The sequence below is a fragment of the Pseudactinotalea sp. HY158 genome, assembly GCF_009660225.1.
GTDB lineage: Bacteria > Actinomycetota > Actinomycetes > Actinomycetales > Beutenbergiaceae > HY158.
Genome location: NZ_CP045920.1, coordinates 2,054,352 through 2,068,502 on the forward strand (window position 1 = coordinate 2,054,352; position 14,151 = coordinate 2,068,502).

Annotated in this window: 13 protein-coding genes; 8 read left to right on the plus strand and 5 right to left on the minus strand. The window is 70.1% G+C overall.

Annotated features, from left to right (window positions below; translation table 11 throughout):
- Window positions 1-130 precede the first annotated feature (130 nt).
- Both GCE65_RS09010 and GCE65_RS09015 read right to left on the minus strand, forming a co-directional pair.
- Entirely contained in the window at window positions 131-1,120 is a 990-nt protein-coding gene (locus tag GCE65_RS09010) for an ABC transporter permease (protein WP_153878147.1), read from the minus strand.
- A gap of 15 nt (window positions 1,121-1,135) precedes the next feature.
- The gene (locus GCE65_RS09015; RefSeq protein WP_153878148.1) at window positions 1,136-2,872 is read right to left on the minus strand and encodes an ABC transporter substrate-binding protein; all 1,737 of its coding nucleotides are present in this window, start codon (window positions 2,870-2,872) and stop codon (window positions 1,136-1,138) included.
- An 81-nt stretch (window positions 2,873-2,953) separates the two neighbouring features.
- On the opposite strand from GCE65_RS09015, the gene GCE65_RS17070 reads away from it, so the two are divergent.
- Window positions 2,954-3,709 (plus strand): TetR/AcrR family transcriptional regulator, encoded by a 756-nt coding sequence (locus GCE65_RS17070; RefSeq protein ID WP_370460092.1) that lies wholly within the window; start codon window positions 2,954-2,956, stop codon window positions 3,707-3,709.
- A 227-nt stretch (window positions 3,710-3,936) separates the two neighbouring features.
- Window positions 3,937-4,944 carry an alpha/beta hydrolase gene (locus tag GCE65_RS09025; RefSeq protein WP_153878149.1) on the plus strand — a complete coding sequence of 336 codons (1,008 nt, stop codon included), beginning with the start codon at window positions 3,937-3,939 and terminating at the stop codon, window positions 4,942-4,944.
- Between the two features lie 409 nt (window positions 4,945-5,353).
- Here GCE65_RS09025 and GCE65_RS09030 read toward each other — a convergent pair whose 3' ends face one another.
- Together GCE65_RS09030 and GCE65_RS09035 are read right to left on the minus strand one after the other, a co-directional pair.
- A complete protein-coding gene (locus tag GCE65_RS09030; RefSeq protein WP_153878150.1) occupies window positions 5,354-5,944 on the minus strand; it encodes a hypothetical protein in 591 nt (196 codons plus the stop codon).
- Window positions 5,941-6,876 carry an oxygenase MpaB family protein gene (locus GCE65_RS09035; protein ID WP_228759864.1) on the minus strand — a complete coding sequence of 312 codons (936 nt, stop codon included), beginning with the start codon at window positions 6,874-6,876 and terminating at the stop codon, window positions 5,941-5,943. Before GCE65_RS09035 ends, GCE65_RS09030 begins: the two co-directional genes overlap by 4 nt.
- Before the next feature lie 94 nt (window positions 6,877-6,970).
- Here GCE65_RS09035 and GCE65_RS09040 point away from each other — a divergent pair, with 94 nt between their 5' ends.
- From GCE65_RS09040 to GCE65_RS09060, 5 genes are all read left to right on the plus strand, one after another.
- On the plus strand, window positions 6,971-7,558 hold the full coding sequence (locus GCE65_RS09040; protein ID WP_194928658.1) for an AAA family ATPase: 588 nt from the start codon (window positions 6,971-6,973) through the stop codon (window positions 7,556-7,558).
- Window positions 7,559-7,720: 162 nt separating this feature from the next.
- Window positions 7,721-8,737 (plus strand): LacI family DNA-binding transcriptional regulator, encoded by a 1,017-nt coding sequence (locus tag GCE65_RS09045; protein ID WP_194928659.1) that lies wholly within the window; start codon window positions 7,721-7,723, stop codon window positions 8,735-8,737.
- A 14-nt stretch (window positions 8,738-8,751) separates the two neighbouring features.
- Window positions 8,752-9,519, plus strand: a complete 768-nt coding sequence (locus GCE65_RS09050) for an ATP-binding cassette domain-containing protein (protein ID WP_152818487.1) — start codon at window positions 8,752-8,754, stop codon at window positions 9,517-9,519.
- Window positions 9,516-10,604 carry an ABC transporter permease gene (locus tag GCE65_RS09055; protein WP_153878153.1) on the plus strand — a complete coding sequence of 363 codons (1,089 nt, stop codon included), beginning with the start codon at window positions 9,516-9,518 and terminating at the stop codon, window positions 10,602-10,604. The genes GCE65_RS09050 and GCE65_RS09055 overlap by 4 nt, the downstream gene beginning before the upstream one ends.
- Before the next feature lies 1 nt (window position 10,605).
- Window positions 10,606-11,607: an ABC transporter substrate-binding protein gene (locus tag GCE65_RS09060; RefSeq protein ID WP_152818485.1), complete on the plus strand. Its 1,002-nt coding sequence runs from the start codon at window positions 10,606-10,608 to the stop codon at window positions 11,605-11,607.
- Window positions 11,608-11,769: 162 nt separating this feature from the next.
- Here GCE65_RS09060 and GCE65_RS09065 read toward each other — a convergent pair whose 3' ends face one another.
- On the minus strand, window positions 11,770-12,498 hold the full coding sequence (locus tag GCE65_RS09065; protein ID WP_153878154.1) for an SDR family oxidoreductase: 729 nt from the start codon (window positions 12,496-12,498) through the stop codon (window positions 11,770-11,772).
- A gap of 248 nt (window positions 12,499-12,746) precedes the next feature.
- On the opposite strand from GCE65_RS09065, the gene GCE65_RS09070 reads away from it, so the two are divergent.
- On the plus strand, window positions 12,747-14,135 hold the full coding sequence (locus GCE65_RS09070; RefSeq protein ID WP_228759866.1) for an FGGY family carbohydrate kinase: 1,389 nt from the start codon (window positions 12,747-12,749) through the stop codon (window positions 14,133-14,135).
- Window positions 14,136-14,151: the final 16 nt, after the last annotated feature.

A 14,151-nucleotide genomic window follows, 5' to 3' on the forward strand; every position in this document is an offset into this window, starting at 1 on the left:
GCGCGATCGCCGTCGGGTCGCCCGGGGCGAGCAGGCCCCCAGAGCGCGGCGACGAGCAGCGCCGCGACGATCGCGAGGCTCACCGTGCCGCCGAGGCCCAGCCTCGCGAGCCACCCGCCCGGTCGAGTGCTCATCCGACGACCTCCCCCGCCGGGGCGGCCGCGACCACCTGGGTCCGGCCGCGCAGGCGCGGGTCCACGATGCGTTCGAGCACGTCGGTGGCCGACATGACCACGACGTAGCCGAGCGCCACCACGAGCACCACCCCGATGACCAGGGGCACGTCCCGGGAGTGGGTCGCCTCGATGAGCAGCCGCCCGAGGCCGGGCCGGGCGAACAGGGTCTCCACGACCACGGCCCCCGACAGCAGCGAGCCGAACGCCCACCCGCTCAGCGCGATCGCCGGCAGGGCGGCGTGCCGCAGCGAATGGAACCACAGCACGCGGGCCTCGCTCGCCCCCCGGGTGCGGGCGGTCGTGGCGAACGGGGCCGCATGCGCCTCGTCGAGGCCGTCGCGCATGACCTGTCCGAGGAATCCGGCCACGGGCACGGCGAGCGTGATCGCCGGCAGCACGAGCCCGGCCGGGGCGAGCCCGCTGCTCGTGGCCGGCAGCCACCCGAGCCCGCCGGCGAACACGGCGATGAGGACCGCGCCGAGCCAGAAGTGCGGCATGACGGAGGCAACCACCTCCGCCCCCCGCAGCAGGCCGACACCGGCCCGGCCGCGTCGTCCCCGCGAGAGCACGGCGACCGTGGCCACGGCGAGCGCGAGGACCCAGGCGAGCGCGAGGGAGACGACCGCGAGGGTGAGCGTGCCCCCGAGCTGAGCGCCGATGAGCTCGGCGACCGGGCGCCGTCTCGAATAGGAATCGCCCAGGTCGAACGTGGCCACCCGCGCGAGCTGGCGCAGGTACTGCACGAGGATCGGCCGATCGAGGGCGTACTCCTCGCGCACCCGCGCCATCGCCTCCGGGCTCGCCTGGGAGCCGGGCCCGCCGAGGATGGCCTCGCTCGGGTCTCCCCCGGCCGCCCGGAGCGCGAAGAACACGAGCGTGGCCACGACCCAGGCGACGAGCACCGCTGCGGCGAGCCGGCCGGCGAGCCAGCGCAGGATGGCCATTGCCCACCCGCCCGATCAGTCGGTCAGCCGGGCGTCGACGAACGTCGGCGTGGCCACCGTGCCGAGGGTGCGCACCCCCGTGGCGCCGCGCACGAGGAAGTGGTTCTGCTGGTCGTAGAGCGGCAGGATGTAGTAGCCCTCGAGCACGAGCTGCTGGGCCCGGGTGTACAGGCTCGCGCGTTCGGCCGGATCGGTGGCCGCGGCCGCCTCCTCGAGCAGCGCGTCGAGCGCCGGGTCGTCGATCTGGGCGTGGTTGGCGAAGTAGCCGCTCGGGGCCGGGGTGAGGCCGCTCGAGTGGTAGAGGATGCGCAGCACGTCCGGGCCGACCTTGGTGTAGGGGGCGCTCACGGCGTCGTAGTCGTATCCGGCGTCTGGGCTCTCGGGGCTCTCGGGCGCCGCGAGGGCCTCGTACCAGGCGCTCAGGTCGAGCGGGGTGAGCACGACCTCGAAGCCGACGGCCTTCTCGTTCGCCTGGATCTGTTCGAAGAGCGACTGCTCGGCGGCCACGGACTGGTTCGTGCTCACGGGGAACGCCACGGTGAGCCGCTCGCCGTCCCTCGTGCGGTACCCCTGGTCGTCGCGCCCGGTCCAGCCGGCCTCGTCGAGGAGCTCGTTCGCCCGGGCCGGGTCGGTGGTGAACAGGTCCGGATCGGAGTAGGCGTCCGGCTCGACGCTCGACAGCGGCGAGTACGACCGGGTGGCCGTGCCCTGGTAGAGGGAGGCGATGCCCGGGTTCGGGTCGGCGGCGAGCACGAAGGCCTGCCGCACCCGGATGTCGTCGAAGGGCGCCTGGCCGGAGTTCAGCTCGATGCGGTTGACGGAGCCGGGGCGCGGGGCGTCGATGTGGGCGATATCCCCGCCCGCCTCGGCGGCGGTGATCGCGCCGGGCTCGGGGTTGTCGATCACGTTCACCTCCCCGGAGCGCAGGGCGGCCCAGCGGGTGGCCGGGTCGGGGATGAACCGCCATTCGATGCGCTCGAGGTGGGCGGGGCCGGTGTTCTCGGTCCCGGGGCCGGGGGTGGCGTAGTCCTCGTTGCGCTCGAGGATCACGTGTTGCTGGGGCACCCATTCGGCCACGGTGAACGGGCCGGTGCCGATCGGGGCGGCGCAGTTGGCGTCCATCCCGCGGGCGATTCCGGCCGGGGACTGGATCGCGGTCCACTGCTGGCTCAGGGACTCGAGCAGCGAGGAGTCGGGCTCGCTCAGGTGGAAGCGCACGTGGGTGGCGTCGACCGCCTCGACCGTCTCGATCTTGGCCACGGCGAGGTAGCCGGTGGAGGAGGCGGTGTCCGGATCCTGGAGGTGCTCGATGTTCACCTTGACGGCCTCGGCGTCGAGCGGGGTGCCGTCGGTGAACGTGATCCCGTCTGCGAGGGTGAGGTCCCACGTGAGGCCGTCGGCGGAGACCTCCCAGTCCGTGGCGAGCCAGGGCTGGATCCGCCCGCTCGCGTCGCGGCCCACGAGCGGCTCGAGGTATTGGGTGGAGATGAGTGCCTGCGGGTAGTTCCCGCCGACGTGCGGATCGAGGCAGTCGGGCTCCGCGTCGCCGGTCGCGTACACGAGCGTTCCGCCCGCTGCGCCTTCCAGGCCGACGGACGACGCCCCCTCGCCCTCCGCAGCTCCCCCGCCCGAACAGGCGCCGAGCACGAGGGTGGCCACGACGGCGCCGGCGCCCAGGGCCGCGCGTGCCGCGGTGCGATGGGTGCGGCGCGTGCTCGAGGGCCCGCCGGCCCGGGTCGCCTGATCGGCCACGTCGTTCTCCTTCGGATCGAGATTGTTGGTCTGCGTCCAACAATAGGCCTCGCGAGCCGGCCGCTGCCGTAGGATCTCGGGATGCGGCAACGTCAGCGCGCGGGCCGGCCACGGGCCTCTTCCCGCGAGATCCTGGAGGAGGCGGCGTGCGAACTCTTCCTCGAGCAGGGCTACGCCGCGACGTCTGTGGCCGACATCACCGCCCGGGCCGGGGTGAGCCGGGCCACGTTCTTCAACTATGTGCCCACGAAGAGCGACCTGCTCTGGACCTCGATCGACGAGGCCTTCGAGTCCCTGGCCGCCGAGCTCGAGGGTGCCGGCCTCGACGGCACGGACCCCGAGGGCACGGAACTCGACGGCACAGACCTCAGCAGCACGGAACTCGGCAGCACGGGAGTCGGCGGCACGGGACTCGGCGGCACGGGACTCGAGGGCACGGGACTCGACGATGCGGCGGCGCAGGACGATCGATCCGCCGGGCCGTCGCCATCGGTGCGGCCCGCGCCGTCGCCGCGGGAGGAGACGGCCGCGGCCCTGCTCCACCTGGCCGAGCGGCTCACCCCGGGAACCGTGGTGCTCGCATTCGCCAACGCCGAGCCGATGGGCGTCGTGGCGGAACTGGAGGAGTCCGCGGCACTGCGTCAGCAGCGGCTGGCCCGGATACTCGCCGGCCGACTGCGCCGTCGCGGCATGGACGCGCTCGAGGCCGACGTGGTCGGCGCCGCGCAGGCGGGGGCGCTGCTCGCCGCCCTGCGCGCCTGGTCCCGGGGGGCTCCCGGACGCACGTCGTTCCCGGCGATCCTCACCCGGGCGCTGTCGGCGATCGCGGCATGCTGACCACCCCGAGGCGCGTTCGCGGCCGGCCCGGCCGCACCCGCTCCACCGGGGTGGACGAGGGCCACCCGGCACCCCGATCCCACCCGGCCCCACCCGGTCCCGCGCCGGCAGAGCTCGCCACCCCTGGCCGGGGGGTCGGCCGCGAGGGATGATGGAGACATGGGCATCGATGGCGCCGAGCCGACCGGCGGGCGCCGCACTCCCCCGGTGCGGGCAGGGCGGTGACGATGCGGCGCGGCTGGGTGCTCGGGGGGCTCGCGGCGGCCGTGGCCACGGCCGCGGTCGCGTACGAGGCCAGTCCGTGGCCCCGGGTGTGGCTGTTGCGCTTCTTCGCCGGCGACGGCTCGGATCCGGTCTCCGCGACGGCTCCGCATATCCAGCCGGGCCTGGAGCAGCGGCTCGACCTGCGCTATGACGGCTCCCGGCCGGAGTGCCTGCTCGACGTCTACCAGCACGAGGGCACCCGGCCGCTGCCCGCGCTCATCTGGGTGCACGGCGGCGGCTTCGTCACGGGCGCGAAGGAGCCGCTGCGCCCGTACCTGTCGGTGGTCGCCTCCCACGGCTTCACGACCGTCAACCTCGACTACACGCCGGCTCCCGAGGCCCTCCACCCCGACCAGGTGCACCAGCTGGGCCGGGCGGTGCAGTACGTGGTGGATCACGCCGCCGAACTCGACATCGACCCTGACCAGCTCGTGCTCGGCGGCGACTCCGCCGGGGCCCACATCGTGGCGCAGGCCGTGCTCGCCTCCCTCGACCGCGAGTACGCGGCCGGCGCCGGGATCACGGAGTTCCTCGATCCCGCACGGATCGTGGGCGTGGCGCTGGCGAGCGGTCCGTTCGACCCGGCCGCGGCCATGGCCGTGCGGGGGCCGTTCCGGTGGTACCTGCGCACGGTGCTGTGGGCCTACAGCGGCTCGCGCAGCTTCGCGAAGGACCCGGAGTTCGCGTACTCCTCGATCACCCCGCACGTCCACGCCGACTTTCCGCCGGCGTTCCTCACCTCGGGGCCCAGGGATCCGCTCGCGGTGCAGTCCCATGCGCTCGCCGCGCGGCTGCGCGAGGTCGGCGGGGACGTCGACGAGGTGGTGCTCGAGGAGACCTCTCGGTCCGGGCACGTGTTCGACTTCGACCTGGGCAGTTCCGACGCCCGCCTCGCGCTCGGCCGGCTCGTCGCGTTCCTGCGCCGCGTGACCACGACGCCGCACCGCCACGGCGCCAGCGACGCGTGGTGACCAGTCGCCGCCGACACGTGGTCACCAGACCCGCCACCGACGCGTGGTCACAAGTGCCGCCATCCGCCACCCGCCGGTCCGGATCGCCCCGCCACCCGCCACTCGCCGAGCGGGGAAACTCCCCGGGGCCTCGCCACCACGAAACTCCCCGGCCGAGCGAACCAGGCCGCCACCCAGCCGAGCGGGGAAACTCCCCGGGGCCCCGCCACCAGGAAACTCCCCAGCCGAGGGAACCAGGCCGCCACCCGCCGAGCGGGGAAACTCTCCGGGGTCCCGGCACCAGGAAACTCCCCAGCCGAGCGAACCAGGGCCGCCACCCAGCCGAGCGGGGAAATTCCCCGGGGCCCCGCCACCACGAAACTCCCCAGCCGAGGAAACCAAACCGCTCCTCAGTCCAGCGGGAGCCGGGTCAGAACGGGGGCGTTCCCCAGGCGGGAGGCGGCGGGGTGCGCTTCGCCTTGACCCGGCCCGCGACGTAGAGCACGATCCCGCCCACGAGCACGATCCCGCCGGCGAAGCCGCCGAAGATCGCGGTGAGGATCCCCCCGACGCCGGCGACGATCCCACCCGGTGAGAGCGGCTGCGCCACGAGCACCTCGGCCGAGCCACACTCGATCGAGTAGGTGCCGGCGCCGGCCGTACGGAAGGCCTGGAACGCCGTCCATGATCGACCGCCCGTGCTGATCGTGCTCGACCCGAAGAACGCGGTGGACACGTCGGTCCCGGCCTCGTCCGAGACGAGGCAGTCCGGTGTCGCGGTGCCGACCTCGCGGTAGAGGCGCAGGTCGAGCCCGTCCTCGAGGTCGAGCTCGGCGCGCCCGGAGACGGGGACGGCGTCGCGCACCTTGTCGATCTCGCCGCCGATGCCGGCGCTCGCCAGGAGCGCTCCCCCGGCGATGGCGCCGACCAGGAGCACCGCGCCGACGACGGCCAGGATCACGCCCGCGCGCCGCAGACCGCGCCCCGGCGGTGCCGCGATCGGCGCCCCGCCCACGCTCACAGCCCCTGACCGCGTGCCGCCGGGGCGAGACGGTTCGCCTTGTCGAGCCCGCCGAGGGCCCACCGCACTCCCGCGACCGCCGCGTGTCCGAACGGCCGGGCTACCCAGCGCGCGGCGCGCGGGCCGAGTGGCAGGCCGAGCATCCGGCGCGCGAAGCCCGGCACGAGTGCCACCCCGCCGGCGACGAGCATCCCGTAGGCGGGCCGAGCCGCCAAGCCGACCGGCGGGTGCAGCACGACGAACCGGGAGGCCTCCCTGGCCGAGTTCGTGATCGCGAGGTCGGCGCGGAACCCGCGCAGCTGTGATCGCAGCTGCGCCACCGTGAGCGGCGGGTCGGCGATGCCGAGGAGCCGGGCGGGGATCGCGGTCTGCTCGACGTACGTATCGGCCTCGGCGGGTGTGAGCGGCGTGGGGCTGTAGGCCTGGTAGGCGCGCAGGAACGCGTCGATCTCGGCGTCGTGGACCCACAGCAGCAGGTCGGGGTCGTTGCCGCGGTAGGGCCGGCCGAGCTCGTCGGTGCCGCTCACGCGATCGTGGATCCGGGCGACGCGGGCGGAGACCTGCTCGGCGGCCTCGATCGTGCCGAAGGTCGTCACCGCGATGTAGTCGGCCGTGCGCTGCAGCCGGCCCCACGGGTCGGACTTGTAGCCGGAGAAGTCCCCGACGCCCGCCATCGCGGCCGGGTGGAGCATCTGCACGAGCAGCGCGGTGATGCCGCCGGCGAACATGGCCGCGTCATTGTGCACGCGCCAGATCGGATCGGTCGGAGTGAACCACCGGCTCCCGGGGGTTCCCCAGATCTCCTGGGTTCGGGCGCGGGCCTCCGGGCCGGCGACCTTCGCCCGGAGCGCTCGGCCTGCGGCGAGGCGGAGCTCGTGCAGCGGGCCGGAGGGATCGAGGGAAGCGGGAGCTGAATCGTACGTCGTCCTCACGATGGACAGTCTGTCATCGGCGAGAGCGCTTCCTCTCCAGGCGGGTGACGTGCGGTCTCGGAACCGGGCCTGTCTCGGCACTATGCTCGTGATCGTGGCATCAGCACCGCAGGTGATCATCATGACGGGCCCTCCGGGCTCCGGGAAGTCGACGACCGCCCTCGAACTGGCGAGCCGACTCCGTGCAACGCTGCTGGACCAGGACTCGATGACGAACCCACTCGTGGACGTCGTGGCCTCGCTCATCGGGGCGGCGGGGCTCGACGACCCACGGCTCGCCGCGCTCGTCCGAGAGCCACGTTACGAGTGTGTCCATCGCGTCGTCCAGGATTGCCTGCACGCCGGCGTATCGACCGTCGTCGTGGCTCCGTTCACGGCCGAACGTCGCGATCCACGAGCCTGGGCGGAGCTCGCCCGCCGCATCGAGGCGCACGGCGGAACCGCACACCTCGTATGGCTCCGGATCAGCGCCGGCGAGCTGGTCCGGCGGCTCCGGTCCCGCTCGGCCGCACGCGACCGGGCCAAGCTCGCAGACCTGGAGGGCTACGTCGCATCGCTCGACCTCACGGCCCCGGCCGTTCCATTCATCGAGGTGGATTCACACGAGGCGGCCACGCTCCAAGTCGCGGCGATTCAGACACGATTGGAACACGATCAGGTCACCGTCAGAACACAAGGTTGACAGGGACGTGCCGCGGGGGTCATAGTCTTTCCTACACCGATGACATCGATGACATCGACTCGACGAGGAGACCCGCATGGCGACCCGATCCGCCTCCCCTCGCGCGCTCTCCACCCGGACCGCGCGATGAGGCCTCATGAATCCGGCCCCACCCTGAAGGACGTGGCCGAACTGGCGGGCGTGAGCACCAAGACCGCTTCCCGGGTGCTCAACGAGCATCCAAAAGTCGCCGACGACACCCGGGCGGCCGTGCAGGCCGCGATGCTCGAACTGCACTACGTTCCGGATCCGGCAGCGCGGTCCCTCCGGGCCGGTCGAGACCGCACCATCGGCGTCGTCGTCGACAGCATCGCGGATGTCTTCTTCGCGACGCTCGTGGCGCAAGTCGAATCTGTGCTCGACGCCCACGGGTACCGCTGCCTGATCGCCTCGAGCAACCGTGACCCGAAGCGTGAATTGGAAACGGTTCACAGTCTGGCTCAACGTCGTTGCGCCGGAATCATCCTCTCCCCCACCGACCGCGACTGCCTCGCAGAAGCACGGATCGGCGACCTCCCACTCGTCTTCGTGGACCGAGTCGGAGCCACATCCAACTCCCAGTCGGTTGTGGCCGACGACCACGGGTTGACCCGTCTGGCGACCCGACACCTCCTCGAACACGGGCATACGCGGATCGCCCTGCTGAGCGACACCCCGGCAATCGCAACGACCGGCCGTCGACACGAGGGCTATCGGGCAGCAATGCGCGAGGCCGGCATTCGCGTCGATGAACGCCTGATCCGTGCCGACTGCCTGGAGTCCCCAGACGTGTTGCCGGCACTTGTCGAACTCCTCGCCCTCGCCGAACCGCCGACTGCTCTCATCTCGACCAACACGCGCCTCTCCCTCGGCCTGCTCCCCGCCCTGCACCAATTCCGGCGCACGGATATCGCCCTCATCTCCTTCGGAGACTTCCCGATGGCCGAGAGCCTCTCCCCGGCCGTGACGATCATCGACCACTCACCGCGAGCAATCGGGACGACCGCGGCAACAGCCATGCTCGACCGACTCCAACCCGACCGGCCCGACCCGGTCACGCCCGTGATCTACGTACCGGCGGATCTCGTGCAACGCGGATCCGGGGAACTGCGCCCGCAACCGCGTTCACCGCTCCGCGACACCCAACCAACCGCGTCCTAGGAGGAACCGTTGCCATGAGCGAAGCTCCCATCTACGAAGCGCGCGGAATAGCCCGCACGTTCGGATCCGTCCAGGCCCTCCAGGGCGCGGACTTCGATGTCCGCCCCGGCGAGGTCTCCGCATTGATCGGCGACAACGGGGCCGGGAAATCGACCCTTGTACGAATCCTCGCGGGGGCGGACTCGCCCAACGCCGGCCAGCTCTACTTCGACGGTCGGCCCCTCACCCTGACGAACCCGACAGATGCCCGAGAACTCGGGATCGAGACCGTGTTCCAGGACCTCGCACTCGCCAACCATCTCAACCCGATCCAGAACATGTACCTGGGCCGCGAGGTCATGCGTCGTGGTCTGCTCGGAAAGCTCGGATTCATGGAGCGGAACAAGATGCGCAACCACGGGGCGCAGGCCTTCGCCGACCTCGGCGCGACCGTCCGGGATTACGACGGTCCGGTCGGCGGCATGTCAGGCGGGCAGCGCCAGGCCATCGCCGTCGCGCGCGCCGCCGCCTGGGCGAGCAAGGTCATCTTCCTCGATGAGCCCACGGCCGCGCTCGGTGTGGTCCAGACCAAGGGAGTACTCGACCTCGTACGCCGCATTCGTGATACCGGACTGGGGGTCGTGCTCATCAGCCACTCCATGCCCGAGGTATTGCAGGTATCGGACCGGATCCACGTCCTACGGCACGGCCGACGGGTCGCGCTGTACAAGTCCTCCGAGACGAACGTCGACGAACTCGTCGGTGCCATGACCGGCGCCCTGGATGAAAGGGATGCAGCATGAGCATCGAAACCAAACCCGCGCCCACCGCCGTCCCCACGCTCCCGAAGAAGGGACTCGGCGAACGTGTGCGCGCCGCCGTCGCGGCCCAGGCGATGCAGATCGTGCTCGTGTGGCTCGGAATCGTCATCCTCTTCAGCGTGCTGAGCCCGACTGCATTCTTCGATGGATCGAACTTCCGGAACATCGCCATCAGCGTGTCGATCCTCGCGGTCCTCGGAGTCGGCACGACGTTCATCATCATCACGGCCGGCATCGACCTCTCGATGGGTACGATCCTGGTCTTCTCCGGCGTCGTCTCCTCGATGGTCATGGAACGCATGGGGGACGGACAGGGCTGGGGTGTCGCAATCGCCGGTATCGCGGCCGCCCTCCTCTCGGGCGTCGGCTGGGGACTCCTCAACGGATTCTGCGTGGCCAAACTCAAGGTGCCACCGATGATCGTCACCCTCGGCACGTTCGTTGCCGCGCTCGGGCTCGCACAGGTACTCACCGGTGGTATCGACCTGCGCGCGGCACCCGACGTCCTCGTCGACACGGTCGGCTTCGGTCGGATCCTCGGCGTTCCGATCCTCGTACTCATCGCTGCCGCCGTCGTCATCCTCGGCATCGTCCTCCTCCATCGTACGAAGTTCGGACTCCACACTTCGGCAATCGGCTCCAACCCCGAGGCATGCCGGCGGGTCGGGATCAACGTCGATCGCCAGTTGATCAAGGTGTATGCCTTCGCCGGCCTCCTTGCCGGCCTCGCGGGAGTGCTCAACCTCGCCTTCTTCCGCTCCACGACGATCGCCGGACACAGTCTGACGAACCTGGACGTCATCGCCGGCGTCGTGATCGGCGGCACGAGCCTGTTCGGCGGAATCGGCGCAGTGTTCGGCACCGTGATCGGCCTGCTCATCCCCGCCACGCTCCGGAACGGCTTCGTGATTCTCGGAGTCCAGCCGTACTGGCAGCAGGTCGTTGTCGGCGCGTTCCTCATCGCCGCCGTGTACGCCGACCAGGTCCGCCGAGCCGCGGCGAACCGCGGCAAGGTGACAACCAACCTTTTCACCCGCATGTTCTCCTCCAACCGAAAGGACGTCTGACATGGCCAGGAACCGCATCCTCATCGCCACCGCAGCGTTGGCGATGGCAACAGGCATGGCCGCCTGCTCCACCGGCAACAGCCCCGAGAGCAACGCAAACTCCACCGATACCGGAGGGGACGACTCCGGTGCACCGAGCATCGCCTTCATCCAGGGCGTCATCGGGGACGAGTTCTACATCTCGATGGAATGTGGCGTCCGCGCAGCCGCCGATGAGTTCGGCGCAGAGGTCAGCGTGCAGGGGCCCCAGAAGTGGGATCCCGCGCTGCAGCAACCGATCGTGGCATCGGTCACCGCCACCGAGCCCGACGCGATCCTCATCGCCCCCAATGACGTGAGTGCGCTGCAGCGGCCGTTGGAAGAAGCCGCCCAGAACAGCAAGATCGTGCTGGTCGACACGACCATCGAGGATCCCTCGATCGCGGTCTCGGAGATCGCCTCCGACAACATCGGCGGAGGAGCCGCCGCATTCGAGGCGATCCAGAACCTCGTTCCGGACGGTGGCAAGGTCCTCGTCATCGACAACCAGCCCGGGATCTCGACCTCGGTCGACCGCGTCAAGGGCTTCGAAGAGGCGGTCGCGAAGGATCCGAAGTTCGAATACGTCGGCGTGCAGTATGCGAAGAACCAGCCCGCGAAGGCCGCCGACATCGTGACGTCCACCCTGCAGCGTTACCCCGACCTCAAGGCGATTTTCGCCACGAACATCTTCAGCGCCGAAGGCGCAGCGACCGGAATCCAACAGGCCGGCGCGGTCGGTGAAGTCGACGTGGTCGGTTTCGACGCGGGTCCCGCACAGGTCGATGCGCTCGAGGACGGCGTGCTCCAGGCGATCATCGCCCAACAGCCCTACGACATCGGCTACCAGGGTGTGGAACAGGCAATCGCCGCAATCAACGGCGAGCCGACGGAGGAGAAGATCCAGACCGGCTTCACGATCGTGACGAAGGAGAACCTCGACACGGAGGAAGGCCAGGCGGCGCTCTACGCCTCCGAATGCTGACCCGTTGACCCGACCATCGGCGGCCCCGTTCCGGCGGGGCCGCCGATGTCGTCCCCGCTCACGACACCGCGAGCGCCCACCCCCGCTCCATCGACCGTGTCCCGCGACTCGTCGCGTGTCGGCCCGAGTTCGACATCGGGCCGACACTCATCGACGGTGGCCTCAGCGACAGGTGAAGCCGCCGTCGATGGGCAGGTGCGCCCCCGTGATCATCGACGCGCCGTCACTGAGCAGAAAGACAACAGGCTCGGCGATCTCGGCCTCGGTTGCCCAGCGCCCGAGCGGCATCTGCTCGAGATACGCCCCGCCGATCTCGGGGCGGCTCCAGTAGAAGGCCGACATCTCTGTCATCACGACGGTCGGGTGGACGCTGTTGACACGGATGTTGTACGGGCCGAGCTCCAGCGCACTGACCCTCGTCAGGCTGTCCATGGCCGCCTTGGAGGCCGCATAGGAGACATGCCCCGGCAGCGCCACGAGTGAGGCCTGGCTGGAGACGTTGACGATCGAGCCGCCCCGCCCGAGCCGGACCATCGCACGAGCGGCGTGCTTGGTGACAAGCATGGTTCCCCGAGCGTTGATCGCCATGACACGGTCGAAGACCTCCATGTCGGTATCCATCGGCGTCGCGATCTCGCCGCCGAAGCCGCCGCAGTTGACCACTCCCCACGGCTCCAACCCCGCAAGAGCACCCGCGACCTCATCCTCGGACGTCAGCTCGAACTGCGCAGTGCGGGCACCGGTCTCATCGGCGAGGACCGCGAGCTTCTCCGGGTCCCGACCTGCACCGATCACATCGGCGTTCGCTGCCTGCAGCCGACGCACGATCTCGCCACCGATCCCTCCGGTCGCACCCGTCACCAGAATCGTCCGGCCGTTGAAGTCCGTCATCGGAAATCCTCTCGCTGTCGACAGGCCGAGCCCCTTGCCGGGCACGGCGTGACATCGGAGAAGTGACACCGATGTCACGCGGAATGCTACAAGGTGCGGGTCCGACCCGCGAGTCACGCGCGGCGTCGATACTCGCGGACTTGACACGACACTGGCGCACACCCAGGATGGACACATCAAGTCACCGGTGTCATGGTTGAGATCGTGCGACTGAACAGGATCTGTCCAGACCAACGAGAGGGAGAGCTGTGGCGACGTGCCTGGGGCCCGATTCATCGCCGACCGGAAGAATTGGGCACGACGCCCTCGCGGCAGGCCTGGATCTCGGCAGTACATCGATCAAACTGCTGGTGGTCGATGAAGCCGCCCAGGAGGTCGTGAGCGAGCAGATCGCCACGCCGTGGCGCGCCGGCAACGCCGGCACGACCGAGATGACTACCGACGGGCTCATCGCGGCAGTCCGAGCGCTTCTGAAGAAGACGTCGGCGCGTCTGGAAACCCTGACTCGCGCGCGAGTGTCGTCGATCGCGATCGCAGGAATGGGCGAATCCGGAATCCTGATCGACCGCGCGGGCTCGCCCGTCACGCCCGCGATCGCCTGGTTCGATCCACGGGAGCCGATGACCCCGTTCCCCGAGCGAATTCGCGATGAGTTCTCCGGTCGCACGGGCCTTCCACTCGGCGCTCAGGTATCCGTGTCCAAGCTCGCCTATTTCCGCGATCAAGGCCTGCGACTCGATGAACTGCGCTGGCTCAATCTGCCTGAGTTCGTTGCGATGTCACTGGGAGGTGACGTCGCGCTCGAGTACTCGTTGACCTCACGCACAGGCCTGCTCGACCAGGACACGGGGGCGCCGTGGCCGGAGATCCTCAAGGAGCTGGGAGCCACGGCCGCGCTCCTCCCTCCCCTGCGTGAGGCCGGGGACGCCTGGGGGCGGGCAGTCGCCGATCTGCCGTCGCGGTTCTCGGACTCCCGATTGACCGTCGCCGGGCACGATCACCTCGTAGCGATGCAGGCGGGCGAAGATGCGGACTCCGACCGCTACCACGTATCGATGGGCACCGCCGAAGTCCTCGTGCGCGTCATCGACACCCCGCTCGGCTTCGACGCCCGCTCCAGGCTCGCAGCGAATCTCATCAACGAGGTCCGTCACGTCATCCCCGGCAAGCATGTTCTGGTTGCCGGGGTCAAGACGGGCCTGCTGCTGCGTCGAGCATTGCAACTCGCCGGCATCACAGACCGTTCGGGCCGAGATCGCCTCGACGACGCCGTCATGGCTCTGCCCTACCGAGGCACGCTGGCCGACGGGGGCGTCATGGTCTCCGGCGCCCGCAATGACGACGGCGTGCTCCAGCTCGCGATCCGCACCGATGACGTGAACCCGGCAGAGATATTCGCCGCGATTCTGAGGCACAGCAACGATGAGATCGCACTCCTCCTCGCCACGATGGACCGTGAGCTTCCGCCTGCCCAGTCGAGCACACTGACCGGCGGCTGGGCGAGCATGCGCGCCGTCCAGCGCGCCCGCGACCACATTCTTCCGAACATGTCCGTCTCGACGCGCGAACAGGAGACGGCATTCGGCGCGGCCCGGACCGCACTGCGGCTTGCCTACGCAGAACCGACCCTCCGTTAGACCCACAGTGAATTGG